The organism is Nostocoides sp., assembly GCF_037045025.1.
Taxonomy (GTDB): Bacteria; Actinomycetota; Actinomycetes; order Actinomycetales; family Dermatophilaceae; genus Nostocoides_A.
Genome location: NZ_JBAOHM010000015.1, coordinates 132,701 through 157,006, shown reverse-complemented (window position 1 = coordinate 157,006; position 24,306 = coordinate 132,701). Strand labels below are relative to the sequence as shown.

The window sequence follows — 24,306 nt, the reverse complement described above, 5'->3', positions numbered from 1 at the left end:
CGCCCTAGCATTCCTTGACGCGTGCCCCAGTGAGGAGGATCCATGATCCCCGTTGCCCTGACCATCGCCGGCTCCGATCCTTCCGGTGGCGCCGGCATACAGGCGGATGTGAAGACGTTCTCGGCGCTCGGCGCCTATGGCACGTCGGTCATCACCGCGCTCACTGCTCAGTCGACCACCGGCGTCACCGGCGTCCATGAAGTCCCGGTTGACTTCGTCCGGGCGCAGCTGGACACGCTGCTCGCCGACGTGCGGATCGACAGCGTGAAGGTCGGCATGCTCGGCTCCGCTGCGCTCGCCGCGGCTGTCGGCGACTATCTGCGCGAGCCGTTGGCGCACCTGGTGCGGGTCCTTGACCCGGTGATGGTGTCGACCTCGGGCAGCCGCCTGCTCGATGAGGACGCCGTCGATGCCGTGCGGGCACTGCTGCCGTATGCCGATGTCATCACCCCCAACCTGCCCGAAGCTGCCGTGTTGACGGGGCGAAATCCCGCCACGACGGTGGAGGGGATGCGCGAGCAGGCGGCGCTGCTGCGCAACGATTTTGGCGCGCGACGGGTCCTGGTCAAGGGTGGGCATCTCGAGGACACCGCCGACGCCGTCGACCTGTGGCTCGACGAGGACGGCGAGCGGGTGTATGCCGCTGCGCGCGTCCCGACGCGCAACACCCACGGCACCGGCTGCACGCTCAGTTCCGCACTCGCGGCGCTGCGTCTGCGCCGGGTGGACTGGCCGAGCACGGTCGCGGATGCCAAGAACTGGCTGACCGCCGCCCTGCGCCGGGCGGACGCGTTGGATATCGGCTCGGGGCCGGGCCCAGTGCATCACTTCCACGAGTTCGCGGCCGCTGGGGTGCGGTGGGTGTGAGTGGCGTAACCGTGAAAACCCGCACGCCGATCGGCTGAAAGCTCACAGGCTGCGGGAGATCAACTCCTTCATGATCTCGTTGGTGCCGGCATAGATCTGCTGGACGCGGGCGCCGGCATACATCCGGGCGATCGGGTATTCCATCATGTATCCGTAGCCGCCGAAGACCTGCAGGCAGCGATCGATGACCGAGACTTGCATGTCGGTGGACCAATACTTGATCTGGGAGGCCGTCACCGCGTCGAGCTTGCCATCGACGTGCAGACCGATGCAGTGGTCGAGGAAGGTCCGTGCCGCCAAGACGTCGGTGGCGCACTCGGCGAGCCGATGGGCCATCGTTTGGAATTCGATGATCGGTTTGCCGAATGCCTTGCGCTCCTTGGCATATTGCGTCGCGAGTCGCACAGCGAGTTCGGCCGCCGCCACCGCGATCACCGAGACAGCCAGGCGCTCCTGCGGCAGCTGGTGCATCAACTGATAGAAGCCTTGGCCCTCCTCACCGAGCCGGTTGACAACCGGAACCCGCATGTCGGCGAACGCCAGCTCGCGGGTGTCGTTGCCGTGCTGCCCGATCTTGCGTAGCACCCGGCCGCGGGTGAATCCGGGCAGGTCGTCCACCTCGGCGACGATCAGCGAAATTCCCTTGGCGCCATGGTCGCCGGTGCGCGCGACGATGATGATGATGTCGGCGTGCGAGGCGTTGGTGATGAACGTCTTCGCGCCGTTGATCACGTAGTCGTTGCCGTCGCGCCGGGCCGTCGTCTTGACGGCCTGCAAATCCGATCCGGTGCCGGGCTCGGTCATGGCGATGGCGCAGACATGCTCGCCGCTGGCCAGCTTTGGCAGCCAGGCCCGTTTCTGCTCCTCGGTGCCGTATTCGACGATGTAGTGCGGGGTGATCGCGCTGTGGATGTGGTAGCCCAGCGCGTCGTCACCGGCCCAGCCCTGCTCCTGCAGAACCACGGCTTCGTGGGCGAAGGTCCCGCCGCCCCCGCCATACTCCTCGGGCACGGAGATGAGCAGCAGGCCCGCCGCGCCGGCCTTGAGCCAGGTCTCCCGGTCGACTTCGTGTTGCTCGGCGAAGCGCTCGATATTGGGCACCACCTCCCGCTCGAAGAAGGTGCGGGCGATCAACGAGACGTCGTCGAGTTCCTCGGTCATCCAGGAGGAGCGATACGGCAGCGGCTTTTGCATGGTGGACCTTTCGCACGGGTGTGGCAGGCACCGGCGCGCACGGACCCGATCGCCGCGGCAGAGCACGCCGTGCTGTCACGTGAGTTGTAGCGACCCTATGGCGTCGCTGCGGCTCACGTGATGCCGGGGTCCGGACATCACGAGCGGCGCGCCAGCAGGAGCGTCAGCTCGCCGCGAGTGATACCCAGTCGCGCCGCTTCGTCGAGCAGGGCGTCCGCCAGCTCGATCAGGCGAGCCCGGTCGGCTCGCGCGGTCACGACCGCGCCACGACGGCGCCGGACGTCGATCAAGCCTTCGTCGGAGAGAACGGCAAAGGCGCGTAAGATGGTGTTGGCGTTCACGCCGAGGGAGCCGGCGAGCTCCTTGGCGGTGGGCAGCGCCGCGCCCGGGGGCAACTCGCCCGAGGAGATCGCCCGCCGGATGCTCGCCGCCACCCGCTCGTGCAAGGCACCCGAAGTGCCGTCGAGGCTCCACATATTGACAACAATATCACTAGATGTAATAGTTATATTGCCACAATCCGGAAAGGAGGTCCCATGTCGGTCGAGACGGTCGCCATGATCTGTGCCGGGCTTGGCGTCCTCGTGTCCGTTATCTTCCTCTTCCTCATGTCCAGGGGTGTGTGCTCCCTGACCGAGCTCAAGACTTCGTGGGCCGGCCACCTCGCTCGTGAAGCCCGGCGGAGCCGACCGACCCGTCGGCTCCGCGTTCAGATCCCCGGCCCGCGATGGTCACCGGAGATTCGCCAGGTGGCCAGCACGGTTGATCGCGGGAGCTCCTAACGTGATGCGCCCCATGACCCGACGTGCCCTGACCTGCTTGGCGATGGCCTCGTGCGCCCTGCCGATGGCCGCCCCTCACAGCGCGCAGGCGAACACAGGCGAGCCCGCTCGGACCCAGGAGGTCCGCTTCGCCACCTTCAACGCGTCGCTCAACAGGGGCGAACGGAGGCGCTCGTTTCGCTCTGCCGACGCAGCATCCGCCTGATCCCGGACGAGAGTCCCTCAGCGGCGACGTCGACCCACCTCGGCGGCCGTCCCCTGCTCGCAGCGGATGCCCGCTGGCCGCGAACGCTGGACGGCCGGCCGCTCAGCCTGGTCGCCCAGATCGACTGCGCGCCGCTCGCCCCGCTGGTGCCGACCGAGCCGCTGCCGGAGCGTGGGGCGCTGTCGTTCTTCTACGATGCGGACGAGCAGCCGTGGGGTTTCGACCCGGCCGATGCCGACGGCTGGGCGGTGCGGCATACCGCCGATGCCGAGCGGGCGGTGAGGCACGAATTCCCCGGCGACCTGGCCGATGACCTGCGCTTTGTCCCGGTGCCCTTGCGGCCTCGACTGGAGTGGACCTTCGTTCCGGACCCGTCATACGACGCCGAGCAGGCGGGGCTCGTGGCCTATTCCGAAGCCTATGAACGGGTGATGGGCGAGGAGGGGTCGGGCGCGCTGAGCAACCGGTTGCTGGGACACCCCGACCGGATCCAGGGAGACATGCAGCTGGAATGCCAACTCGCGAGCAACGGCCTCGACTGCGGCGGCGTCCCAGGCGACGGCGATCCCCGGACGGCGTCGCTGACTCCGGGCGCCGCCGACTGGAGGTTGTTGTTGCAGGTCGACTCCGAGCCGCTGGCCCGGATGACGTGGGGCGACATCGGCCGGCTCTATTGGTGGCTGCGCGCCGAGGACCTGCAGGCCGGCCGCTGGGAGGCGGCCTGGCTGGTCCAACAATGCTATTGAGGATTTCGTATGCCGCGGGCTCACTGCCCCGCGTGGCGCGCCACTCCTGCGCCCGCTGCAGCCGTGAGGACAATGGTCGCCAGCGCCCCGAGCACCAAGGCCGCATCCTCACCGGCCGCCAGGACCCCTTGCGCCCGGCCCAGACTCGCAGCCGCGACCGGCACTCCCAGTTGGGCACAGGTCGTCACCGCAACCGACAGCGGCTGTCCAGTGATGGCCATCAGCCCATGAACGAGCGCGGCGCCGAGCCCGAGAGCGAGCCCGAGAAGAACGAACCGCGGCTGGGCAAGTGCTTGGCGGACATCTAAGCTCGCACCCAACCACACAAAGAACAACGGCGCGAAGAAGCCCTCGGTCAGCGCGAACAGTTGGTTGGCCAGGCGGCGCGGCTCACCGACGGCCGCCACCGTCAGACCCACGACGAACCCGGCGACCATGACGGAGACGTGCACGGCCTGGGCCAGCGCGGCCATCGCAAAGAGGAGGATCAGCGAGATCCGCAACTCCAGGGCCAGGTGGCGCTCCTCGGACAGGTGATGGACCGCCCGGCGCCACCCGCTGGCCTCGGCGGCGGCCAGCAACCGATAGAGCAGGTAGGACATGGCGAGCAGGACGATGGCGCCGGCCGCCCGGGCCGGCGCCTTCGACGGCTCCAGGGTCAGCGGCAGCATCACGATGCACGCCGCGTCGGCAATCGCGATTTGCGGCAGCAGGTCGAGGATCGCGGGCGCCGTCAGGTCGAGCCCGTCAAGGGCGGGCATGACCACGGCCGCCGAGGACGAGGCGAGCAGCACGGCATACAGGAGGCCGTGCCCGGTGCCGAAGGCGGCGGCGATCGCCTGACCAACCGGGACGGCGAGGACTCCGATAGCGCACGCGCGCAGCAAGCCCCGGCGCAGCCCCGCACGCATTCCCGCGGAGCGGATCGGGACGTGCGAGCCGGCGACGAACATCACCAGGGCGAACCCGATCTGGTCGGCGAGGAACGCGAACGTCGGGTCGTGCCCGTCGAGCAGGTTGACTCCGCTGCTACCCAGCACGACCCCGACGCCCAGTTCGCCGATGACGACGGGGACGCGCACAACCCGCTGTAGCGAGAACAGCGGACCGAGCACGGCGACGACGCCGATCAGGGCGAGCTGGGCGAAGCTCATCTGCTCACCACCGGGATGGCGTTCATGACACCAGACTGGCGTGCCGTTGCCCCTCAACCGAGTCCGAAACGCCGTGCGCGCACCACTGCCGTCGCGCGGGGATGCGTGCACTCGAGCGACGTCGAGACCCGCGTCGGAAACTACCCGGATGCGCGGCGGCTAGCGTTCCTCCTCACGTGCGCGGCAGCACGAAAATCGGGTTGGTGTAGAACCACAGGTCCAGCCACGGGTCGGCGTCGCCGACGATGTCGATGGCCGGCCCCTCGGGGTCGGTCGCGGCGCCGAAATAGCCAACCTGGGAGCGGTTGCCGTCGCTGCCACGCAGGCGGACATAAAAGCCGGTGTCGCCGACGACGCCGAGGTCGTAGCGCAGTTCGACGACACTCTGGCCGCTGACGTCATAACTCTTGACCACGGTCGTCTCGGGCGCCCGGAAGGTGTCGCGGTCTTCGGCCGGCCCGGTGACCCGGCCCTGGATGACGTCGACCTTCTTCAGCTTCGGCTCGAACTGGGCCCAGTTCGCGGAGCGGGCCGGAACGATGCGCACGACGAGCTCGCACTGATTGCCGCGGTGGGTCGTGATCACCCCGCCGAGGCCGGCCGACGCGCCGCGCGTGCGGACCTCGACCTCCACTTCGTCGACGAGACCGCCGTGGTCGACCCAGACATTGCCGGCTCGCACGCCCGCCATCAGCTCCAGGTGACGGGCCCGGCTGGCGCCGACGAGGGTGCGGCCGTAATAGCCGGGCCAGAAGTCGCCCGCGGTGGTGTTGGGCCGGCCGCTGTGAGCCGTGTTCGCGCTGGCACCGCGCACGCTGCCGTCATAGCCGTTCTCGAATGCCTTGAGGACCTCGACCTCGCCTTGACCGGGGTGGACGAAGACGGTGCCGTGCTCGGCGGCCGGGATGTTCCATTCCAGGCCCTGGAAGATGAGCATGTCGGGGTGAGCGGTGCGGGACCGGATGAGTCGGGGTTGACTCGTTCAACGCCGATCCGTGCGTGCTGGGACCCGCCGTGGTCGGTGATGACCACCCAATCCAGCCCGTATGCCGCCGCATGCCTGACCTGGTCCTCGACCCGGTAGGGCCGTCGGGCGAGTACTGGGTATGGATGTGGTGGTCGCCGGCGGGCCAGACCGCCGGAGCGCGCTCCCCGTCCTTGCGGCTACGCCCGGCCGCAGCGGCCGTGGCCACACCACCGACCCCGGCCAGGCTCGCCGTCACGGCCCCGGCCCCGGCCAGCCCGGCGCTCTGCAAGAGCCGGCGACGAGCCAGCTCGGCCGGGGGGAGTTCGGAGTCGGGAATGCCCGGGTCGCCCGCGGCTCCCAAGTCGGCCGCCGCATGCGCGTGGTCTGTGCCGAGCGCGCCCGGGTCGGCGTGACCCTGGTCATGTCCGCCACCGTGCTCATCTCGGTGACTGCCCGATTGTCCGTGATCGTGCGAACCACTCATCGGTGAATCCTCATGTCTCCCTGCGGTGCCGGCCTGTGCTCGGGCCCACCGCGCCGTGGGAGCCGGCCCTGCGGCTCAACTCTGCTCCACTGCTGGGGAACTCGTAGCGCACTACGCAAGTGGGGTGCGTGAACGGGGCGTGACACATGCGCGCCGACGCCTGAACTAACGTGCCGTCCATGAACCCGACGCATCCCGCTGACAGCCATGACCTGATCCGCGTCCACGGCGCCCGCGAGAACAACCTCAAGGACGTGAGCTTGGAGATCCCGAAGCGGCGGCTGACCGTCTTCACCGGCGTCTCCGGCTCGGGCAAGAGTTCGCTGGTGTTCGCCACGATCGCCGCCGAATCCCAGCGGATGATCAACGAGACCTACAGCGCGTTCGTCCAGGGGTTCATGCCGACGCTCGCCCGCCCGGACGTCGATCTGCTCGAGGGGTTGACGACGGCGATCATCGTCGACCAGGAGCGGATGGGTGTCAACGCCCGATCGACGGTCGGCACGGTGACCGACGCCAACGCGATGCTGCGTGTCCTGTTCAGCCGGCTCGGCGAGCCGCACATTGGCGGGCCGACGGCATACTCCTTCAATATGGCGACCGTCAAGGGCGCCGGTGCGGTCACCGTCGAGCGTGGGGCCAAGACCAAGGCGCAGAAGGCGACCTTCGAGCAAGTGGGCGGCATGTGCCCGCGCTGTGAGGGTCTGGGCAAGGTCTCAGACTTCGATTTGACTGCGCTTTATGACGATTCGAAGTCCCTAGGCGAGGGGGCGCTCACCGTGCCCGGCTTCTCCATCGACGGCTGGTATGGCCGGATCTTCGCCGGCTCCGGCTATTTCGACATGGACAAGCCGATCGTGAAGTTCACCAAGCGTGAGCTGCACGACTTGCTTTATCGCGAGGCGACGAAGATCAGGGTCGAAGGCATCAACCTGACCTATGAGGGGCTAATCCCTCGGATCCAGAAGTCGATGCTGGCCAAGGACCCCGAGGCCATGCAGCCGCACATCCGGGCATTCGTGGAGCGCGCCGTGACTTTCCAGACCTGTCCCGAGTGTGACGGAACCCGGCTTGCTGAGGGCGCGCGGGCCTCGAAGGTCGACGGCAAGAACATCGCCGACCTGTGCCTGATGCAGATCAGCGACCTCGCCCAGTGGATCAAGCACCTCGAGGAGCCGTCGGTGGCGCCGCTGGTCGCGGGGTTGCGGCATACGCTGGACTCGTTTGTCGACATCGGGCTGGGCTATCTCTCGCTCGACCGGGCATCCGGCACGCTGTCGGGTGGGGAGTCGCAGCGGACGAAGATGATCCGCCATCTCGGCTCGTCTCTCACCGACGTCACCTACGTCTTCGACGAGCCGTCGATCGGCTTGCACCCGCACGACATCCAGGGGATGAACGAGCTGCTGATCCAGCTACGGGACAAGGGAAACACCGTTCTCGTCGTTGAGCACAAGCCGGAAATGATCACCATCGCCGATCATGTCGTCGATCTCGGCCCCGGGGCCGGAACCGCGGGCGGCGAGATCGTCTACCAAGGAACGGTCGCCGGACTCAGCGAAAGCGACACCCAGACCGGACGCCACCTCCACGACCGGGCCGCGCTGAAGACGAGCCTGCGCTCCGCGTGCGGTGCGCTCGAGATCCGGGGTGCGAGCGAAAACAACCTGCAGGACGTCGACGTCGACATCCCGTTGGGGGTGCTCGTCGTCCTGACCGGCGTCGCCGGATCGGGCAAGAGCTCGCTGATCAACGGCTCGGTCGCTCCGCGTGAGGGGGTCGTCGTCGTCGACCAGACGGCGATCAAGGGTTCCCGGCGGAGCAATCCGGCGACCTACACGGGTCTGTTGGAACCGATCCGCAAGGCATTCGCCAAGGCGAACGGCGTCAAACCCGCTCTCTTCTCAGCGAATTCGGAGGGTGCCTGCCCGACGTGTAATGGCGCGGGCGTCATCTACACCGACCTCGGCATGATGGCCGGCGTGTCGGCGCCATGCGAGGACTGTGAGGGCAAGCGCTTCCAGGCCGCGGTGCTCGACTATCGGCTCGGTGACTTGAATATTGCCGAGGTTCTCGACCTACCGGTCAACGAAGGGCTCGCCTACTTCGGTGAGGGTGCGGCAAAGACGCCTGCGGCGCAAAAGATCCTGGAGCGGCTGGTGGACGTCGGCTTGGGCTACCTGCGGCTCGGCCAGCCCCTGACGACTCTGTCCGGCGGTGAGCGGCAGCGGCTCAAGCTGGCCACCCAGATGGCCGAGAAGGGCTCGGTCTATGTGCTCGACGAACCGACCAGCGGGTTGCACCTGGCCGATGTCGAGAACCTGCTCGCCATGCTCGACCGGCTGGTCGATGGCGGCAAATCGGTGATCGTCATCGAGCATCACCAGGCGGTGATGGCACATGCGGACTGGATCATCGACCTCGGTCCCGGCGCGGGCCACGACGGCGGCCGGATCGTCTTCGAGGGAACACCAGCAGATCTCGTCGCAACCAAGGCGACCGTGACCGGTGAGCACTTGGCGGCATACGTCACCTGACCTGAACCGGCCGAGCAGAGAGAGACCACCAGCCCATGGACACCCCAATCACACGCGATCGTTTTCGCGCCCTCCACGAGAGCGGCCTGTTCATCATGCCGAACCCCTTCGACGTCGGATCGGCGAAGCAGTTGGCGGCCGCCGGGTATTCCGCGCTGGCCACCACCAGCTCCGGATTTGCCGCCACCATCGGCAAGGCCGACCATGAGGTCACGCGGGACGACCTGGTGGCCCACGTCGCTGCCCTGGCCGCTGCCGTCGACGTGCCGATCAACGTCGATGCGGAGGTGTGTTATCCCGATGAACCGGGCGGCGTCGTCGAGACGATCGACCGACTCGCCCAGGCCGGAGCCGCTGGGGTGTCGATCGAGGATTACATTCCAGGAGAAGGGTTTCTGAGACTCGACGAGGCCACCAATCGCGTGTCTGTCGCAGCCGCAGCCGCCGCACGACACGGAGTAGTCCTGACGGCGCGCGCCGAGGCCTTCCTTCATGACAACCCCGACATCGACGAGACGATGCACCGCCTGGCGGCGTATCGCGACGCGGGCGCCGATGTGCTGTATGCCCCCGGGATCGTGTCATCCGAGCAGATCGCGGCCGTGGTCTCGCTCGGGCTGCCGGTCAACGTGCTCGCGCTCGCAGGTCAGCCAACGAGAAACGATCTCGAGTCGCTCGGCGTGCGCCGGATATCGACCGGGGGCGCATTGACCCGAGCTGCGTATGCCGCGGCGCTCGCGGCCGCGCCCCCGCCCTGAACGCGCGGGCACGGACGTAAACATGCCGTCCCCTGGGTGAGCGTAACTGCACCCGCCATGGCGGGTCACAGCCGGCGGACGGTGAGCTCGACAAGGTCGAGCAGCGCCAGATTCCCGGGGCTGCGCTCGCAGTCGAGGGATACCATCTCGATCGCTCCGCCATCCGCGCGCGGCACGAGGGCGTGGTCCCACACGTGATAGTGACCGTGCACGAGGACTTCCGGACGCACCATTTCGACCGCCTGAGTGAGGCGGGAGCGGATGCTCGCGGCATACCGAAGTGCGTCTTGGGGCCAACCCAGCGGGTTGCCGGCGAGGATGCGGGTCACCGCCGGTGTCGCCGGCTCCGGGCTGTCGTGACAGAGCATGACGTCGGCGCGACCCCCAGCGATGGTGCGCTCGACATCGTGATCGCTGATCGCCTCCTCCGGCCACCAGGACAACCCGGGTATGCGGTCGTTCAGGTCAACACTGGCTGACCCGCCGAGGGAGACGAAAGTCCGGCTGCTGCTCCCGGCCGTGTGCGTCCATCGGTGCCCGCGGGGCAACACCGCTATGCACGCGAAAGCATATGGCACCATGCCGAATTCGTTGCTGCGCTCCTCGGATTCGAGGCCCTGGAGGAAGGAGTAGTCCTCGTGGTTTCCGGGCGTGACAGCCAGGCTGAGGCCGAGCCGTTGCAGGGCAGTTGACACCGCGCTTGCGTATGCCGTGCCGGCCCGTCCCGGCCAGAATCCGAAGTCACCGACGTGGTGAATGGTGGTTGCGCCGTTCGTTGCGAATCGCTCCAGGCTGTGCACGGCCCACCGAGTGTCGCCATGCCAGTCGCCGGCAAGGCCGATCAGCCGCTCTGCCATCGCCCGTCCTCCGTCCGCGCCCGGTGAATCCCACGATAAGCGTGCCCGTCCAGGGCTGCACCCGCATGGGCTCGCGGAGCCCGACGAGTAGCCCCCTGGCCCGATCCGTGGCTGACCGGCAGACTGGTCCTGACGGTCCGCCCTTGGAGTTGGGAGCCCCACGATGAGTGCATCGAGCCACGAGCACGAGAGTCCGGCGCTGGGGGAGGTCCGCGAGGTGAGCGACGGGATTTTCGCCTACGTCCAACCGGACGGCACGTGGTGGATCAACAACACCGCCTTCCTCGTCGGCCGGGGCGGCGTCGCCGCGATCGACGCCTGCGCCACCGAGTCTCGGACGCGGGGACTGCTCGACGCGATCCGCGAAGCAAGCGCCGCGCCGGTGCGGACACTCGTCAACACTCACCATCACGGGGATCACACGCACGGCAACTATCTCTTCGACGCCGCGACGATCGTGGCTCACGAGCGCACCCGGGAGGCGGTCCTGGCCGAGGGCGTCCCGCCGAACTCGCGCCTGATCGCTTCCGGGGCGTGGGGCCCGGTCGATTGGGGGCGCCTGGAGGTGGCCGCTCCCTTCCTCACCTTCACCGACGAGGTGACGCTCTATGTCGATGAGTTGCGGTGCGTTGTCCGCCACGTCGGGACGGCAGCGCATACGACGAACGACTCGATCGTCTGGGTGCCCGAGCGGGACGTGCTGATCACGGGTGACTTGCTCTTCAACGGCGGGACACCGTTTGTGGTTATGGGCTCGGTCGCCGGCGCAATCGAGGCGGTCGAAGGCCTTAAGACGTATGAGGCACAGACCATTATCCCGGGGCATGGCCCGATCGCCGGGCCCGAGCTGATCGACGACGTGTTGCGCTACCTGCGCTTCGTCCAACAGCTCGCCACCGACGCCAAGGCTGCCGGACTAGACCCCCTGACGGCCGCGCGCGAAGCGGATCTCGGGGAGTTCGCCGACCTGACCGACAGTGAGCGGCTGGTCGGCAACCTCCATCGGGCTTATCTCGAACTCGACGGCCACGCGCCGGGTACGCCATTACCCAACCCCGTTGCCGTCATCGCCGACATGGTCGCGCTCAACGGCGGCCGGCCGTTGACGTGCCACGCGTGAACTCAACCAGGCTGAGGGAGAAGACGAATGAAGTGGGTGACGTTCGACGGGGGGAGCGGCATACGGACCGGAATCCTCGACGGGGAAAGCGTCCGCGGGCTGGCCGCGGGAGTGACCCTGCTCGGCCTGATCGAGGCCGGGGTGGATGTGTTGGCCGAGGCCGGCGAGCACGCTCAACGCTCGCCGGACCAGGTCAGCGCACTCGCTGACATCCGGGTGCACGCGCCGATTCCTCGGCCACCGACGGTGCGCGACGGGCTGTGCTTCCTCGACCACTTGCGCGGCTGCTACCGCGCGCTCGGGCGCGACACCAGCTTGCACCCCGCCTGGTCGCAAACACCCGCCTTCTATTTCACCAACCCCGACTCGATCATCGGGCCGGATGACGACGTGCCGATCGCGCCCGGCTGCCGGCTGTTCGACCTCGAACTCGAGCTCGGTGCGGTGATCGGCCGCCCCGGCCGGGACCTGCACCCCGACCAGGCCGAGGAGCACATCGTCGGCTACACGCTGTTCAACGACTGGACCGCGCGCGATCACCAGATGCGCGACCTGGCCCAGGGGATCGGGCTGGGCAAGAGCAAGGACAGCGCCACCACGCTGGGCCCGGTGCTGGTCACCGCCGACGAATTTGCGGCCCATCGGGTCGATGGCCGCCTGGCCATCGAGTTGTCCGCCACGATCAATGACACCGAGATCACCCGGGGCCGCACGGACGCGATGGACTGGAGCTTCGGGGAACTCCTCGCCTATATCTCCCGGGGAGTCGACCTGACCCCGGGTGCGGTCATCGGGTCGGGGACGGTGCCCGGTGGGTGCCTGCTCGAGCACGTCGACACCCCCAACCCCGCCGACTATTCCGGCTGGCTCCGGCCAGGAGACGTCGTCAGCCTGCGCGCCGACGGCATCGGCGCGACTCGGCAGACGGTTGTCGCCGGCGTCGAGGTGATCCCGCTACGGTCCGGATGCTGATAAATCCGGATGCTGATCAGTCGCTCGCGCCCGGCCGGTCGGTGTTCTCGCCCTGTTTGACGCCCTTATCGTCATAGACATAGAACCCACGCCCGCTCTTGCGTCCGAGCTGGCCGGTGTCGAAGAGCCCGGACACCGTGCGTGACGGGGCGTCTTTGGGATCGCCGGAGGCGGCATACCGGGCCTTCTTGGTGAGATAGCCGATGTCGACGCCGGTCAGGTCCATCAGCTCGAACGGGCCCATCGGATAGCCGAGGGCGGTGCGGCAGGCGCGGTCGATGTCGGTGACGGATGCATAGCCGCCCTCCAGCAGATAGATCGCCTCGTCGCGGACCGCGTTGAGGATGCGGTTGGCGACGAACCCATTGATCTCCTTGCGCAGGACGACCGGCTCCTTGCCGATCTGCTCGACGAAACGGGTCCCGTCGCTCATCAACTGCGGGTCGGTCTGCGGGCCGGCGATAACCTCGACGCACTTCATGACCAGGGCCGGGTTGAAGAAGTGCAGGCCGAGGAAGCGCGTCGGGTCGGCGATCGCCTCGGCCATCGAGGACGGCACGAACGAGCTGGAGTTGCTCGAGATCACCGTGCCCGGCCGCGCGGCGCCATCAACCTGGCTGAACAGGTCACGCTTGACGTCCAACTTTTCGACCACGGCTTCGATCACCAGATCGACATCCGAGACGGCGTCGCTTACATTGTCGGAGAACGTGATTCGCCCGTATGCCGCGTCCCGCTCCGCCGCGGTCATCGCGCCCTTGGCGACGCGTGAGTCCCAGCGGCCGCGCAGGGTCGTGCCCGCTCGGTCGAGCGCGTCGCGCGCGGTGTCGGCCAATGCCACCTCCCTCCCGGACAGGGCGATGACGCCGGCGATCTGGGCGCCCATGGCTCCGGCACCGATGACCGCCACGCGTGTCCAGACCGGCGCGGAGGTGTCGGGGGTGGTCTCCTGCGGTGCTGCTGCCATGTCAGGCTCCTGTGAACTGCGGTGGGCGCTTGTCGATAAAGGCTTGGGCGCCTTCGTTCTTGTCGGCTGTCGTATAGAGGGCGCTCTGGGCGAGCCGCTCGATGATCTGGCCGGTGCGTTGGTCGGCGTCACTCCCGGCGCGGACGACGAGCTTGGCCAGGCGCACCGCGACCGGTCCCTTGCCGAGAATCGTCGTGGCCACCTCGTGCGCGTCGGCGAGAAGGCTCTCGGGTTCGCTGAGCCGCGAGACCAGGCCCCACCGCTCGGCTTCGCCGGCGGTCAGCATGCGCGAGGTGAGAATCAGGTCCAGGGTGTTTCCGGTGCCGATCAGGCGTGCCATCCGTTGGGTTCCTCCCGCCCCCGGGAGCACCCCGAGAGTCAGCTCGGGCAATCCGAAACGCGCTGCGCGCGAGGCGATCCGGATGTCGCACGCCATGGCCAGCTCGCAGCCGCCGCCGAGGGCGAAGCCGTTGACCGCAGCGATCGTCGGCTTCTCGTAGTCCTCAATGAGATCGAACGCCCGCTGCATGGCCGATTCCAACGCGGTCGCCATCGTGTAGCCGCGCACCTGGGTGATGTCCGCTCCGGCGATGAACGCCCGGTCGCCGGCACCGGTGAAGACCACTGCGCCGACGGCATCGTCGTCGCGGAGGGCGTCCAAGGCGGCGAGGATCTCGTTCAGGACCACGCGGCTCAACGCATTGCGCGACTCGGGCCGGTTGATCGTGATCGTCGCCACCCGGTCGGTGACCGTGAGGAGGATGGTCTCGAAGGTGGGGGTGTCCATGCAGCCTCCAGGAGGTGCGATCCGGGAAATGAACCAATATTCACTGAATGGTGGTTCACTCCGGTGGGTCTGTCAAGGCGAGAAGCGCCACGTCGACGCGGTGGGATTGGCCGGTCTCGGAGCGGCCCCGGTGGCCGGCGAGACGACAGGGCATTCCGGAGCAAGGCGACCGGGGAAGTCCGACTGCATCCCGATGGCGCTGACGGCTGCTCCCCGCCGCTGGATGTTGCCCGCGAGATCACCGTTCCGGTCCACGTGATGGTCGGCGAGCGCAGCCTGGAGGACTTGCACCGCCTCGCCGAGGCACGAGCGCAGGCGATCCCCAACTGCACCTCTGAAACGCTCGCCGGGCAGGACCACCTGGCGTCGGAGAAGCTGCTCGCCCCCAGTCTGGAGCGCCTGCTGCTGCGCTTGAGTCACCAGGAGTATGCCGTTGAACCGCCTTGAGTCGGCCAGCGCGCCGAGCCGCTCGGTCACCTTGGTCCAAGCTAGGACCACCTGTCCTCCTGCGATCGCCGGCCCCATTCGTGCGAAGATGGGCCCGGGGTGGGAGAGTGGCGCGCGGCGATCGAGTCGACGGCGGCGCGCATCGGGGCAGCTTGCTCGCGCTGCGCGGCCCGGTCGAGGTGGCTGCGCACGGCGTCGGCGGCTGCCTCGCCGGCCACCAAGAGCGGAGCGGAGTCGCGTCGAGTGCGCGCCAACAGGAATGCTCCCTGCAACAACATGAACAGGGTTTGCGCCAACTCGCCCGCGGCGTCCTCGTCGAGGCCACTCGAGCGGCCTCGGTCGCGGAGCACCTCGAGCCAGGAGTCGAAGGCGTGGCTCGCCGCCATCCGGATCGGCTCGCTGTGGTTTGCGGTCTCGAGGGCCACCGCCGCGACGGGGCAGGCCTCGGCATAGTCGATCGACGCGAGGAACTCGGCGGCGAGCCCGAATGCCTCCCGGGCGGTCTGCTCCAGGTCGGCTCCCGGGGGGAACAACACGGCAACGTGGTCGCGGTAGGCCGCGCCGGAACTGCTCACCGCGGCGGCGGCGAGTTCTTCCTTGCCACCCGGGAAGAAGTGATACATCGATCCGTATGGCGCGTGCGCGCTGGTCAGGATCGCCTTAACGCCCGTTGCGGCATACCCATTGCGGCGCAACAGCTCGGCAGTGGCGAGGACGAGCCGGTCACGGGTTGGTCGCTCGTCCTGACCAGCCTCCTTGCCCGGCGTCACGCCATCGTCTGGCTCGGCCCGAGGCTCTCCAACAGCCGATCGAAGGCCGCTGCGGACTCGGTGTCCTCGAAGTCCTCCTGACGTCGGATGCGGCCCCAGCGGGTGTCGATCCAGATCACCGCGCGGTTGCGATAGCGGTCGGCGCCATCCGGCGCCAGGGACCAGACATGCACCTTGGCCGCCATCCGAGCCTTCCACGGCGGGCCACTGACCATCAGGTCCTCGATCTCCATCTGGATGCCGCTTGCGACGTAGCGCCGCAGGAAGGTCTCGAATTCGGCACGGCCGATGTGGGTGGGTCGGAAGCAGCGGGTCAGCTCGGTCGGGCGGAACTGACTCGCCCACGAGTTGCGACCGGGAAAACGGAACACCACGTCCTCGGCGGTCATCCCCAGGATCGCCTCGGGGTTGCCCTGGTTGAGGCGAGCGACCTTGCGGCCCAGGAACGCACGGGCAAGGAAGTTATACATATCCATCCGTTCTGTTTAGATTGATCAATCTAGCGTGAGCGAAGGGCCGCGACAAGGGGTGACATCGGTTCGGCCGCTGGGTGCTTCGGCCAGTCGAGGCCAACCCAGTGAGCATGGCGGTCTTACCAACCCATCGGGTGTCCTAGCATGAAGTCGGCGCGCAGGATCGCCCGACGTCCGCTCGAAGGGGCTCAGCCCCCCTGCTTCACAGGATCGTTGTCGCCGAGCCCTCCTTTCGGCCTCGACCTCGCGGACGCCGAGGCTCTGGAATGGCCGGCTTCCTGCAGGAGTGTCGACGCGACACTCACATCCGCCGGATACGACGACAGTACGCGGCCCGAAAGGCGCTGCTGTCCCAGCTGATCGACGGCGACTTCGCCGATACCTTCGTCCGGACCCCCTCCTCGGCCGGGCTGCACCTGGCCGCGTGGGCTCGAGCAGACGACGCCGATGTCCCCGCGTGGGTCCGCTCGGCCCAGCGCCAAGGACTGCTCATTCACATGGTCGCCGACTACGCCGTCGAACCGAACCGGCCGGGCCTGATCTTCCGGCTCGGGGCCGTCGACGAGGAGCAGATCGCCGCTGCCCTGAGGATCCTGCGCACCGTCATCGACGCCCGCTGAGAGCCACCCCACTAGCCCACAGGCACGGCCCCGCCTGCGGCACAGGCCGGGTGTAGGCCCCGCGGATACCGTCGGAGCGTGACGGGCACCGGAGCGCCCCCCCGACGTCAGGGTGCTGCAGTGGAGCGCCATGATCGCCGCCGACCGCGCCGTGCACACCCTGCGGGCGAGTGACCTGGACCGGCGCAGCCCGTGCGGACCCTGGCAGGTGCGTGCCGTGCTGCGGCACATGATCGGGCACTGTCGCGGCCTGGCCGGTCAGCTCGAGGGCGCTTCCAGCCCCGGGCATTTGGGATGGGCTCGACCTGGGCGTCGATCCCCGCAGGCACTGGTGGGACTCCGCCCGCCGCGTCGTCGCCGCGCCTCCGACGACTCGGAGATGCAGGTTATGTCCATGCTCAAACGGCCCGACCTGCGCACCGCTCTTGTCGACGACAGCGGCCTGCCTGCACCGGCGCGTGACCTGCTCGCCGGGCCGTTCACCCACGTCGTGGTCGACGAGGCTCAGGAGCTCACGGACGCTCAGTGGGCGATGATCCTGCGCCGCTGCCCCTCGCACAGCCTGACCATCGTCGGGGACCGGGCCCAAGCCCGTCGTGGCTTCCCGGGAACCTGGACCGACCGGCTCGCCGCCGCCGGTCTGGACCGCGTCCGACACGCCACCTTGACCATCAATACCGCACACCCGCAGAGGTCATGGCCGCCGCCGAACCAGTCATCCGGGCCGTGCTGCCCGACGCCAACGTGCCCACCTCCATCCGCGCCACCGGCACTCCCGTGCGCCACATCGCCCGCGACGAGATCGAGCAGACCCTCACCCAGTGGCTTGACACCCACCCCGACGGCACCGCATGCGTCATCGGAAAACCCGACCTCGCTTCCACCGACCGGGTCCAATCCCTCCAGCCCGACCAGGTCAAAGGCCTCGAGTTCGACCTGGTCATCCTCGTCCCCGACACCTTCACCGACGACTCCGCCGGCGTGGTCGACCGCTACGTCGCCATGACCCGCACCACCAACCTTCTGGTCGTCGCCGACGGCTCTGTCGCACCGTCGACCAGTTGAGCAGCACGCGACCGCCGCGGTCGGCTGCCGCAAATCAGTGGCGGCCTATGCCACGTGCCGCCTAGCGTCACAGGTCAGCGCCGATCGGAGGAGAAACCAGTGCGAACAGCGGCCACGCCCCGGACCACCAGCCGATTCGTCGTGGAGCTGCTGCATGTCCTTTCACAACCCTGGAATCCTCGCGCATGTTGACGCGGGTAGACCAGCCTAACCGAGCGTCTGCTCGTCGCCGCCGGCGTCCTCGAACTCGCGGCGGACCAGCCGGCTGAACTCCTCGACCGCAGCGTCGGCCGCTTGCCGGTCGCGGTCGATGAGCAGCCCGAAGATGAGGCCCTGACCGACCGCCAAGGTCAGCCGAGCCAGCCGGGCGGCCTTGTCCGCAGAGGTCCGCTCGGCGTAGAGCCGAGTGAACTCCCGCACTTGTGCCGCGACCATCACCTCCCCGAGGCGTGCGGCATACGGCTCGTGCCGCATGGCGTGGGTTGCGAGCTCGAACCAAAGGGCGCCGAACACCTCGGCGCCCTCGACGGTCTTACGCCAGTTGAGGTCGCCGGCGGCCGTGCGGTCCGGCTCCTCATCGAACAAGCGCCCGATGCGCTCGGCCTGTCCGCCGGCGACGGCATCGATGACCGCGGTCAGGACGTCCTCACGAGATCCGAAGTGGTAGTGGAGCATTCGCTGACTCGTCCCGATCGCCGCAGCGAGACTGCGCAGACTTGTGTCACGGACCCCGTGCTCGGCGTAGTGTGCGACGACCTTGGCGAGCAGCTCGTCCCGCGCGGTTGTCACCCTTGCTCCGCGAGCCGCGCGAAGGTCCGTGCCTCGAGCTCGATCATTCGCGCGGTGCGGCGCCCGGCCAGCAGGCCGCGCCACTCGATGCCCAGCTCGATGCTCGCGCCGTCTCCACCGGCCGTCACGACGTGGGCGGCCAGGGTCGTGATACCGGGGCTTGCTGCCGACCACGTGAAGCTCTCACCATCCGTGAACGCGAGGACCTCGTATGTCGCCGGGGGGAGTCCGGGCTGGCGCACACGGTAACGGGGCCCCTCGACGAGACCCTCGCCCTCGACCTGGGTGACGGACGTAACGGTGCTCAGCTGATCCGACCACAGGTGACGTCGGCCAGGACTGTCCAAACTTGCTGGACTGAAGCGGAGGCGTCTGCGTACGCTTGCGACATGTATCGCATGATACATGTTGCAAAGCTGTCGAGAGCGACAGAAGGACATCATGATGAATCCCAGAACCCGAGTGTCCGGCGGTGACCTCCAAGGTGCGTGGAGCGGGGACGTCGCGGTGTTCCGCGGAGTGCCTTTTGCCTCGCTCCCGGCGCGCTTCGCCGCGCCGGCTCCCCCTGCGCCGTGGACCGGTCATCGGGTGGCGACGACATTTGGACCTCCGCCGCCACAGTCCGGCGGACCAGGCTCGACCGCCGGCACAGCCGATGGCGACGACTGGCTGACGGTCAACGTCTGGTCACCCGACGTCGCCGGTCGGCTCCCGGTCATGGTGTGGATCCAAGGTGGCGGTTACATGTTCGGGACGTCCGGCCTGCCGGAGTACGACGGGACGAGGCTGGCCCGGCTTGGTGTTGTAGTCGTGACGTTCAACTACCGGGTTGGGCTGGAGGGATTCGGTCAGATCGACCAGGTGCCCGCGAACCGTGGGCTCCTCGATCAGGTCGCCGCGCTTGAGTGGGTGCAGGACAACATCGCCGCCTTCGGTGGCGACCCGCTGCGGGTCACCCTGTTCGGTCAGTCCGCGGGAGCGGGCTCGATCGCGAGCCTGCTCGTCATGCCCCGGGCATCCGGACTATTTGCCCGTGCGATCGCCCAGAGCGTGCCGGGCGCCTTCTTTACTCCCGCCCTCGCTGCGGACATCACCCGGGCTTGCGCCGCCCACGTGGGTCGGCTGCCGGGGGAGCTCGACCAGGTCGCGCCCGGCGCGTTGGCGGAGGCTGGTGGTGCAGTCCTGGCAACCATGGACGAGCACATCGACCGATGGGGGCTCGCGGCCCACGCGGGAGTGGTGTTCGCGCCGATCGTCGACGGAGACGTCCTCCCGACGACACCGTGGCGCGGACTGAGCGAAGGCGTCGGCCTGCTCGTCGGCCACACACGCAACGAACAGCGCCTGCTCAGCGCCCTCACGGGACGCCTCGGCCGGGTCACTGCGGAGCAGGCGCAGGAGAGCGCGCGACTCTTCGCCCCGGCCCCGGAGGCGTACACGCGGCGGTTCACCGATCCCGAGGAGCTTGACGACATTGCCCGGTCCGACTGGCTCTTCCGCATGCCATCAGTCAAGCTCGCAGAGGCCCATCTCACCGTCGGACCGACACACGTCTACGAGCTGACCTGGCCAGCCCCGGGCATGGGCGGAGTTCTCGGCGCATGCCACGGCCTCGACGTACCGCTCGTGTTCGGCAACCTCGCGGAGGGCCAGACGGCCATGCTCATCGGTGAAGAGATGGCCGCCGCTCGTGCAGTGTCCGATCGGATGCAGGCCGCCTGGACAGCATTCGCCGCGACAGGGGACCCCGGATGGCCAACCTTCGATGGCGGTAGGTGCTGCGTGTTCGACACGGACTCGCAGATCGCCGACTACCCGGAGGAGTTCTCACGCCGGCACTCGACCTCGGCACCTGATGTGCTCGACCTCTCCTAACCCTCCTGGCCCCCACCGTCCCTGGCCGCCTCCGGGTCGGCCCGCAGCCGGGACCGCGTCGGGGTCACCGTAACAGCGTGACGCCGAGCCTGCTCGTGGTCCTGGACGCTGCTGTTCGTGTGCACTGGCTTCAGGGGGATCGAGCCCTAGTCGTCAGCCCGCCCTTGGACAGCTGGCTTCCGACAGCTCATCTGCAGCCGACGCCGCGTCCTCAGCGTCGAGATTCATCGAGTAAATGGCTCCGGCCACTCACCTGACGGGCAGTTCAGAAGGTCGACCTGCGCGCGCGGGCTGCGGCGAGCGTGGCGAGCTCGTATCGGCGTCTTGACATCGAGGCGGCCACGGTCTGGGACAGGGAGCTCCACGCGAGCGCGACCTGAGGCCGAGCGACGAAGCAGCCGACATAGTCGGGCATAAATCCCCAAGCCTCGCGCTGCTGCTCGCGGTATTCGGTGACGTCCGATGCGACCTCTCCCAACGCAGTGGTGTCGATGAACACGTCCTGCCCCTCAGTAGCTGAAGGTCGTCGCGGCGTCGTCTCCGATCCACTCCCAGAGCTGGACCGACCCGGCCTTGGTCGCGTTGTCGACGAGGTTGTCGGCGTCGATTCCCTTGGCGTCCACGCAGATTCCGCAGGCGATCATCGTGCCTCCGGCCGCGGCATACCGCTGGAGGAGGTTGTCCAGGGGTGGGCATCCGTCACAGGCCACGCCACGCGCGTGGCCGGGCACGGCCAGCCGCACGGCTTCCTTGGTGAGGAACATGATCGTCGGCCGGCCCGACTCGGCGGCACCGACGGCGACCAGGAAGGCGACGGTCACCTTCTCCGGATCCTCGAGTCCGGTCGTCAGATTGATGGCTGCCTTACCCATGGTTCGCTCCTATGCGGCCCGGACGGGTGCATCCCGTCCTGATTGACGCTAGGAGCGGGGGCACCCCCATCGCGAGCGCGCCAGCACCCAAGCTGCCGCAGGTCCCGGGCGGGCGGCTGTCGGTCAGCGCGTAACGGGTGGTGAGCCCAGCAGCCTCGCCACCGCGCCGGCACGAGCCGACGGGCCAGAGAGCCCGAGCTTGCCGTAGATGCGTTGGAGGTGACGTTCGACCGTGCGCACGCTCAGGTGGAGGTCGGCCGCGATCGCGGCGTTGTCGCTGCCCCGGGCTACCAATCTCAGGACGTCGAGCTCGCGCCCAGACAAGGCGCCCACACCGTGCCCAGTGGCGGGCGCGGACTGGGCCGCGTCCTCGCCGAGGAAGGAGGTCACCTCCCGCAGGAAGACCGGCCACGCGGGCTCGTCCTCCAGCAGGATGTGGTTCTTGCTCTCCAAGGGCACCAGTCGCGCTCCCGGGATCCCCGCCGCGAGGGCCCGGCCCTTCTCGAAGGAGTTCATCCGCTCGTGCCGGGAGTGGACAACCAGGGTTGGGACGTCGATGAGCGGCAGCAGATGGGTCGCGTCCGCCTTCCCTCGCTCTCGTCGTGACAGGTATGCCGTGCGCGCCGACACCGCGCGCTGGTGCAGGTCGTCGAGCCAGGCCATCTGCTCCTCGCCCGCGTCGGGGATCATCATGGTCGTGAAGACCCGCCGGAAGAGCGGGTCCTTTCGGTCCCAACCGGCTCGGATCATCGCTTCGAAGGCGGCCTCGAGGTCGCGGTCGTCGTCGGTGACGTGCTGCCCTGCACCGGAGTAGGTGCTGGCGCAGACGAACCTGGTGACCCGCTCCGGGTGCTCGTGGATGTAGTGCAGCGCAACAGGGCCGCCCTGGGCCATGGCGACCAGGGCGAACTTCTCCAGGCCCGCGTCGTCGACGACGGCCGCGAGATCGTCGACCCTCCGTTCAAGAGTGAAGTCCGAGACGTCGCGGTCCGAGAGCCCGTGGCCGCGTTCGTCGAAGCGGATGACCGTCGCCACCCGCCCGAGCTCGACGAGGTAGTGCCGCCACACCGGGCTGCGCCAGTCGAACTCCAGGTGGCTCAGCCAGCACGCGTCCAGGACGACCGGCGGCCCGTGGCCGTGCACGGCATACGCGATCCGCACGCCGTCACTGGAGCGACAGAAGCGCACCCGCTGCGACGCCTCCAACTGGGCAGCCGAGGTCATCGACTCAGGTTAGCCCCGGGTCAACTCTGCGGCATCGCAGTCGACCGAGGATCCGCGGACGTCGAGGGAAGCTGGCCCGAGGGCGTCGGCAAGCACGGCCATGGCGTTGGCCCGCATCACGTCATACGACGCACTGCGACTGAGTCCGGCGACGCCGGTGAGCCACACGTGCGGCTCGATACCGGCGACGGCCCGCAGCCGCACGGCCAGGGCGTCGACGTCGAGCTCTGGACGACTCTGGCTCAGAGGCGCGAGGGCATCGGCATACCACCGAACCGCCCGTCCACCGCGGAGCATCGGCTGGTCGTTGCCCTCGAGCGACGCCCGCAGCGCGGCCCGCAGTTGGGGTTCCCACCGCCTCATGAAGGCGAAGTGGCGCGTGAGCGCCAACTCGAATCGGGTCACCGGATCGGTCACGCGTAGCTGCTCGGCGTCGTCTAAGAGGGATACCTGGCCGGTCTCGGGGAGGGCCGACCCAAGCAGCGAGTGACGGTCGGGGAAATAGCGGTATGCCGTTGTGCGCGATATCCCGGCCGCTGCGGCGACGTCGGCGACCGATGGGTCCTGCCCCCGGGCGAGCAGCTCGCGCAGAGCCTCCACGAGTGCGTTTCGCGTGCGGGCCTTCTGCTTGACCCGACCTCCGGACGCGCCGTCCCTTTTCGCCATCACCTACGACATGGTACGTGCATCCCTTTATGGTACTATCGTCCCATGAATGATCCGGTCGTCGTCAACCCCGAGCTCTATCGGGTGGTCTTCGAGAACGACCGAGTGCGAGTCCTCGAATACCGTGACCAGCCCGGTGAGCGCACGAGCACCCACTCCCACCCGGACTCGGTCATGATCACGCTCACCGACTTTCGCCGACACCTTCGCGCCGGAGGGCACGAGGTCGAGGTCGAGATGACCGCCTGCTCGGCACGCTGGCTGGATGCCCAGGAGCACTCGGGCACCAACATCGGAACGACCCCGACTCACTCGATATTCATCGAGCTCAAGGAGCCGCGCCCGACCCTGCCGGGAGCACGGCGGCTCGGACCCGCCGAGTCCTGAACTGCCGGGGCACCGAGCTCACCCTGACGGACCTCGGTTGCCGGGCCGAGGGAGGCCACGGCCCGGCGCACCGCGGCGCGCGAGCTGATCCCGTCGAGCCATCGGATCGCCGCAGCACTGGCAGCGCTCAGCTCCGGATGCTCGGGCGGGATCGAGGCGGTGGGCGCCTGGTCCACCGGGTCGCGCCGCGAGGGGTGTTCGGCGCCCACGAGAGGTTCAGTGCCCATCAGAGGAGGCCGTCGCGCAGGGCGTGAGCGGTCGCCGCGGCTCGCGAGGGCACGCCGAGCCTGGCGAGGATGTTGGCCACATGGCGGTGCACGGTGTGGTCGGTGATCACCAACCGTGACGCGATCTCGTGGTTACGCGCCATGGTGAGCACGTCGACCTCCCTGCTCATCGGTCAAGGGTGCACCGCGAGGCGTAACGCAAGGGCCCGGTCAGGCCGGGGACCCGGCCGCCAGTGCGCGCACGTCGGCGGTGGTCAACGGGTTGCCGGCGATGCCCCAGCTTCCGCTGCTGACCTCCTCCACGACGCACCACGTCACCGGCCGCATGTTCTCGCCCTCGATGGCCACCATGGCGTCGGTGAGCCGCCGGATGATCTCCTGCTGTTGGTCGGGCGTGAAGACGTTCTCGATGACCTTCACCTGGATGAACGGCATGACCGCTCCTCTCGTTTCACCCCGGCGACCTGTTCGACGGGGTGCTGCCACAATGACCG

General features: G+C 68.3%; 29 protein-coding genes and 1 pseudogene. 13 read left to right on the top strand and 17 right to left on the bottom strand.

Annotated features, from left to right (window positions below; all coding sequences use genetic code 11):
* The first annotated feature begins 42 nt into the window (after positions 1–42).
* Positions 43–867: a bifunctional hydroxymethylpyrimidine kinase/phosphomethylpyrimidine kinase gene (gene thiD / locus V9G19_RS19855; RefSeq protein ID WP_462287145.1), complete on the top strand. Its 825-nt coding sequence runs from the start codon at positions 43–45 to the stop codon at positions 865–867.
* A 42-nt stretch (positions 868–909) separates the two neighbouring features.
* Here the strand turns inward: thiD and V9G19_RS19850 are convergent, their stop codons facing one another.
* Both V9G19_RS19850 and V9G19_RS19845 read right to left on the bottom strand, forming a co-directional pair.
* On the bottom strand, positions 910–2,061 hold the full coding sequence (locus V9G19_RS19850; protein ID WP_462287144.1) for an acyl-CoA dehydrogenase family protein: 1,152 nt from the start codon (positions 2,059–2,061) through the stop codon (positions 910–912).
* Between the two features lie 137 nt (positions 2,062–2,198).
* Positions 2,199–2,537 carry a GntR family transcriptional regulator gene (locus V9G19_RS19845; protein ID WP_462287143.1) on the bottom strand — a complete coding sequence of 113 codons (339 nt, stop codon included), beginning with the start codon at positions 2,535–2,537 and terminating at the stop codon, positions 2,199–2,201.
* Positions 2,538–2,894: 357 nt separating this feature from the next.
* On the opposite strand from V9G19_RS19845, the gene V9G19_RS19840 reads away from it, so the two are divergent.
* Positions 2,895–3,794: a YwqG family protein gene (locus V9G19_RS19840; RefSeq protein WP_462287142.1), complete on the top strand. Its 900-nt coding sequence runs from the start codon at positions 2,895–2,897 to the stop codon at positions 3,792–3,794.
* A gap of 20 nt (positions 3,795–3,814) precedes the next feature.
* On the opposite strand, the gene V9G19_RS19835 is transcribed toward V9G19_RS19840, so the two are convergent.
* Both V9G19_RS19835 and V9G19_RS19830 read right to left on the bottom strand, forming a co-directional pair.
* Positions 3,815–4,948: a cation:proton antiporter gene (locus tag V9G19_RS19835; protein WP_462287141.1), complete on the bottom strand. Its 1,134-nt coding sequence runs from the start codon at positions 4,946–4,948 to the stop codon at positions 3,815–3,817.
* 172 nt (positions 4,949–5,120) lie between these two features.
* On the bottom strand, positions 5,121–5,885 hold the full coding sequence (locus V9G19_RS19830) for a hypothetical protein (protein WP_462287140.1): 765 nt from the start codon (positions 5,883–5,885) through the stop codon (positions 5,121–5,123).
* Between the two features lie 169 nt (positions 5,886–6,054).
* Between V9G19_RS19830 and V9G19_RS19825 the strand changes: the two genes are divergently transcribed.
* The 3 genes from V9G19_RS19825 to V9G19_RS19815 all read left to right on the top strand — a co-directional run bounded on the left by V9G19_RS19825 (position 6,055) and on the right by V9G19_RS19815 (position 9,694).
* The gene (locus tag V9G19_RS19825; RefSeq protein WP_462287139.1) at positions 6,055–6,405 is read left to right on the top strand and encodes a hypothetical protein; all 351 of its coding nucleotides are present in this window, start codon (positions 6,055–6,057) and stop codon (positions 6,403–6,405) included.
* 173 nt (positions 6,406–6,578) lie between these two features.
* Positions 6,579–8,936 (top strand): ATP-binding cassette domain-containing protein, encoded by a 2,358-nt coding sequence (locus V9G19_RS19820; RefSeq protein WP_462287138.1) that lies wholly within the window; start codon positions 6,579–6,581, stop codon positions 8,934–8,936.
* 35 nt (positions 8,937–8,971) lie between these two features.
* Positions 8,972–9,694: an isocitrate lyase/PEP mutase family protein gene (locus V9G19_RS19815; RefSeq protein WP_462287137.1), complete on the top strand. Its 723-nt coding sequence runs from the start codon at positions 8,972–8,974 to the stop codon at positions 9,692–9,694.
* 65 nt (positions 9,695–9,759) lie between these two features.
* Here the strand turns inward: V9G19_RS19815 and V9G19_RS19810 are convergent, their stop codons facing one another.
* Positions 9,760–10,551, bottom strand: a complete 792-nt coding sequence (locus V9G19_RS19810; protein WP_462287136.1) for a metallophosphoesterase — start codon at positions 10,549–10,551, stop codon at positions 9,760–9,762.
* Positions 10,552–10,714: 163 nt separating this feature from the next.
* On the opposite strand from V9G19_RS19810, the gene V9G19_RS19805 reads away from it, so the two are divergent.
* On the top strand, positions 10,715–11,671 hold the full coding sequence (locus V9G19_RS19805) for an MBL fold metallo-hydrolase (RefSeq protein ID WP_462287135.1): 957 nt from the start codon (positions 10,715–10,717) through the stop codon (positions 11,669–11,671).
* Between the two features lie 27 nt (positions 11,672–11,698).
* On the top strand, positions 11,699–12,643 hold the full coding sequence (locus V9G19_RS19800) for a fumarylacetoacetate hydrolase family protein (protein WP_462287134.1): 945 nt from the start codon (positions 11,699–11,701) through the stop codon (positions 12,641–12,643).
* Between the two features lie 16 nt (positions 12,644–12,659).
* Here the strand turns inward: V9G19_RS19800 and V9G19_RS19795 are convergent, their stop codons facing one another.
* Positions 12,660–13,610, bottom strand: coding sequence for a 3-hydroxyacyl-CoA dehydrogenase family protein (locus V9G19_RS19795; RefSeq protein WP_462287133.1), 951 nt, complete (start codon positions 13,608–13,610; stop codon positions 12,660–12,662).
* A gap of 1 nt (position 13,611) precedes the next feature.
* Positions 13,612–14,397 carry an enoyl-CoA hydratase/isomerase family protein gene (locus V9G19_RS19790; protein WP_462287132.1) on the bottom strand — a complete coding sequence of 262 codons (786 nt, stop codon included), beginning with the start codon at positions 14,395–14,397 and terminating at the stop codon, positions 13,612–13,614.
* Positions 14,398–14,652: 255 nt separating this feature from the next.
* Between V9G19_RS19790 and V9G19_RS19785 the strand changes: the two genes are divergently transcribed.
* Positions 14,653–14,844, top strand: a complete 192-nt coding sequence (locus V9G19_RS19785) for a hypothetical protein (protein WP_462287131.1) — start codon at positions 14,653–14,655, stop codon at positions 14,842–14,844.
* Positions 14,845–14,885: 41 nt separating this feature from the next.
* Here the strand turns inward: V9G19_RS19785 and V9G19_RS19780 are convergent, their stop codons facing one another.
* Together V9G19_RS19780 and V9G19_RS19775 are read right to left on the bottom strand one after the other, a co-directional pair.
* Complete coding sequence (locus V9G19_RS19780) at positions 14,886–15,614, bottom strand: TetR/AcrR family transcriptional regulator (RefSeq protein ID WP_462287130.1); 729 nt, start codon at positions 15,612–15,614, stop codon at positions 14,886–14,888.
* A complete protein-coding gene (locus V9G19_RS19775) occupies positions 15,611–16,084 on the bottom strand; it encodes a nuclear transport factor 2 family protein (RefSeq protein WP_462287129.1) in 474 nt (157 codons plus the stop codon). The genes V9G19_RS19780 and V9G19_RS19775 overlap by 4 nt, the downstream gene beginning before the upstream one ends.
* 269 nt (positions 16,085–16,353) lie before the next feature.
* On the opposite strand from V9G19_RS19775, the gene V9G19_RS19770 reads away from it, so the two are divergent.
* From V9G19_RS19770 to V9G19_RS19760, 3 genes and pseudogenes are all read left to right on the top strand, one after another.
* Positions 16,354–16,707: a hypothetical protein gene (locus tag V9G19_RS19770; protein ID WP_462287128.1), complete on the top strand. Its 354-nt coding sequence runs from the start codon at positions 16,354–16,356 to the stop codon at positions 16,705–16,707.
* Between the two features lie 130 nt (positions 16,708–16,837).
* Positions 16,838–16,984, top strand: a pseudogene (locus V9G19_RS19765) (maleylpyruvate isomerase N-terminal domain-containing protein); the annotation flags it as partial.
* 419 nt (positions 16,985–17,403) lie between these two features.
* A complete protein-coding gene (locus V9G19_RS19760; protein ID WP_462287627.1) occupies positions 17,404–17,772 on the top strand; it encodes a hypothetical protein in 369 nt (122 codons plus the stop codon).
* 207 nt (positions 17,773–17,979) lie between these two features.
* Here the strand turns inward: V9G19_RS19760 and V9G19_RS19755 are convergent, their stop codons facing one another.
* Together V9G19_RS19755 and V9G19_RS19750 are read right to left on the bottom strand one after the other, a co-directional pair.
* Positions 17,980–18,561, bottom strand: coding sequence for a TetR family transcriptional regulator (locus V9G19_RS19755; protein WP_462287127.1), 582 nt, complete (start codon positions 18,559–18,561; stop codon positions 17,980–17,982).
* Positions 18,558–18,803 (bottom strand): SRPBCC family protein, encoded by a 246-nt coding sequence (locus tag V9G19_RS19750; RefSeq protein WP_462287126.1) that lies wholly within the window; start codon positions 18,801–18,803, stop codon positions 18,558–18,560. The genes V9G19_RS19755 and V9G19_RS19750 overlap by 4 nt, the downstream gene beginning before the upstream one ends.
* 202 nt (positions 18,804–19,005) lie before the next feature.
* Here V9G19_RS19750 and V9G19_RS19745 point away from each other — a divergent pair, with 202 nt between their 5' ends.
* Complete coding sequence (locus tag V9G19_RS19745) at positions 19,006–20,436, top strand: carboxylesterase/lipase family protein (protein ID WP_462287125.1); 1,431 nt, start codon at positions 19,006–19,008, stop codon at positions 20,434–20,436.
* Positions 20,437–20,701: 265 nt separating this feature from the next.
* Here V9G19_RS19745 and V9G19_RS19740 read toward each other — a convergent pair whose 3' ends face one another.
* The 4 genes from V9G19_RS19740 to V9G19_RS19725 all read right to left on the bottom strand — a co-directional run bounded on the left by V9G19_RS19740 (position 20,702) and on the right by V9G19_RS19725 (position 23,198).
* Positions 20,702–20,935 carry a hypothetical protein gene (locus tag V9G19_RS19740; protein WP_462287124.1) on the bottom strand — a complete coding sequence of 78 codons (234 nt, stop codon included), beginning with the start codon at positions 20,933–20,935 and terminating at the stop codon, positions 20,702–20,704.
* A gap of 10 nt (positions 20,936–20,945) precedes the next feature.
* Positions 20,946–21,308 carry a DsrE family protein gene (locus V9G19_RS19735; protein WP_462287123.1) on the bottom strand — a complete coding sequence of 121 codons (363 nt, stop codon included), beginning with the start codon at positions 21,306–21,308 and terminating at the stop codon, positions 20,946–20,948.
* A gap of 123 nt (positions 21,309–21,431) precedes the next feature.
* Positions 21,432–22,532: an alpha/beta fold hydrolase gene (locus tag V9G19_RS19730; RefSeq protein ID WP_462287122.1), complete on the bottom strand. Its 1,101-nt coding sequence runs from the start codon at positions 22,530–22,532 to the stop codon at positions 21,432–21,434.
* A gap of 9 nt (positions 22,533–22,541) precedes the next feature.
* On the bottom strand, positions 22,542–23,198 hold the full coding sequence (locus V9G19_RS19725; RefSeq protein WP_462287121.1) for a TetR/AcrR family transcriptional regulator: 657 nt from the start codon (positions 23,196–23,198) through the stop codon (positions 22,542–22,544).
* Positions 23,199–23,243: 45 nt separating this feature from the next.
* On the opposite strand from V9G19_RS19725, the gene V9G19_RS19720 reads away from it, so the two are divergent.
* Complete coding sequence (locus V9G19_RS19720; protein WP_462287120.1) at positions 23,244–23,585, top strand: cupin domain-containing protein; 342 nt, start codon at positions 23,244–23,246, stop codon at positions 23,583–23,585.
* 226 nt (positions 23,586–23,811) lie between these two features.
* On the opposite strand, the gene V9G19_RS19715 is transcribed toward V9G19_RS19720, so the two are convergent.
* The gene (locus tag V9G19_RS19715; RefSeq protein ID WP_462287119.1) at positions 23,812–23,982 is read right to left on the bottom strand and encodes a response regulator transcription factor; all 171 of its coding nucleotides are present in this window, start codon (positions 23,980–23,982) and stop codon (positions 23,812–23,814) included.
* 40 nt (positions 23,983–24,022) lie between these two features.
* Positions 24,023–24,247, bottom strand: a complete 225-nt coding sequence (locus V9G19_RS19710) for a tautomerase family protein (protein WP_462287118.1) — start codon at positions 24,245–24,247, stop codon at positions 24,023–24,025.
* Positions 24,248–24,306: the final 59 nt, after the last annotated feature.

Coding starts and splice junctions, on each gene's coding strand:
- V9G19_RS19730 (WP_462287122.1), bottom strand. CDS start 22,532: ATGACCTCGGCTGCCCAGTTGGAGGCGTCGCAGCGGGTGCGCTTCTGT.
- V9G19_RS19760 (WP_462287627.1), top strand. CDS start 17,404: ATGGCCGCCGCCGAACCAGTCATCCGGGCCGTGCTGCCCGACGCCAAC.
- V9G19_RS19770 (WP_462287128.1), top strand. CDS start 16,354: ATGGCCGGCTTCCTGCAGGAGTGTCGACGCGACACTCACATCCGCCGG.
- V9G19_RS19815 (WP_462287137.1), top strand. CDS start 8,972: ATGGACACCCCAATCACACGCGATCGTTTTCGCGCCCTCCACGAGAGC.
- V9G19_RS19820 (WP_462287138.1), top strand. CDS start 6,579: ATGAACCCGACGCATCCCGCTGACAGCCATGACCTGATCCGCGTCCAC.
- V9G19_RS19710 (WP_462287118.1), bottom strand. CDS start 24,247: ATGCCGTTCATCCAGGTGAAGGTCATCGAGAACGTCTTCACGCCCGAC.
- thiD (WP_462287145.1), top strand. CDS start 43: ATGATCCCCGTTGCCCTGACCATCGCCGGCTCCGATCCTTCCGGTGGC.
- V9G19_RS19735 (WP_462287123.1), bottom strand. CDS start 21,308: ATGGGTAAGGCAGCCATCAATCTGACGACCGGACTCGAGGATCCGGAG.
- V9G19_RS19845 (WP_462287143.1), bottom strand. CDS start 2,537: ATGTGGAGCCTCGACGGCACTTCGGGTGCCTTGCACGAGCGGGTGGCG.
- V9G19_RS19745 (WP_462287125.1), top strand. CDS start 19,006: ATGAATCCCAGAACCCGAGTGTCCGGCGGTGACCTCCAAGGTGCGTGG.
- V9G19_RS19805 (WP_462287135.1), top strand. CDS start 10,715: ATGAGTGCATCGAGCCACGAGCACGAGAGTCCGGCGCTGGGGGAGGTC.
- V9G19_RS19720 (WP_462287120.1), top strand. CDS start 23,244: ATGAATGATCCGGTCGTCGTCAACCCCGAGCTCTATCGGGTGGTCTTC.
- V9G19_RS19810 (WP_462287136.1), bottom strand. CDS start 10,551: ATGGCAGAGCGGCTGATCGGCCTTGCCGGCGACTGGCATGGCGACACT.
- V9G19_RS19825 (WP_462287139.1), top strand. CDS start 6,055: ATGGATGTGGTGGTCGCCGGCGGGCCAGACCGCCGGAGCGCGCTCCCC.
- V9G19_RS19715 (WP_462287119.1), bottom strand. CDS start 23,982: ATGAGCAGGGAGGTCGACGTGCTCACCATGGCGCGTAACCACGAGATC.
- V9G19_RS19830 (WP_462287140.1), bottom strand. CDS start 5,885: ATGCTCATCTTCCAGGGCCTGGAATGGAACATCCCGGCCGCCGAGCAC.
- V9G19_RS19725 (WP_462287121.1), bottom strand. CDS start 23,198: ATGGCGAAAAGGGACGGCGCGTCCGGAGGTCGGGTCAAGCAGAAGGCC.
- V9G19_RS19835 (WP_462287141.1), bottom strand. CDS start 4,948: ATGAGCTTCGCCCAGCTCGCCCTGATCGGCGTCGTCGCCGTGCTCGGT.
- V9G19_RS19850 (WP_462287144.1), bottom strand. CDS start 2,061: ATGCAAAAGCCGCTGCCGTATCGCTCCTCCTGGATGACCGAGGAACTC.
- V9G19_RS19775 (WP_462287129.1), bottom strand. CDS start 16,084: ATGTATAACTTCCTTGCCCGTGCGTTCCTGGGCCGCAAGGTCGCTCGC.
- V9G19_RS19795 (WP_462287133.1), bottom strand. CDS start 13,610: ATGGCAGCAGCACCGCAGGAGACCACCCCCGACACCTCCGCGCCGGTC.
- V9G19_RS19800 (WP_462287134.1), top strand. CDS start 11,699: ATGAAGTGGGTGACGTTCGACGGGGGGAGCGGCATACGGACCGGAATC.
- V9G19_RS19790 (WP_462287132.1), bottom strand. CDS start 14,397: ATGGACACCCCCACCTTCGAGACCATCCTCCTCACGGTCACCGACCGG.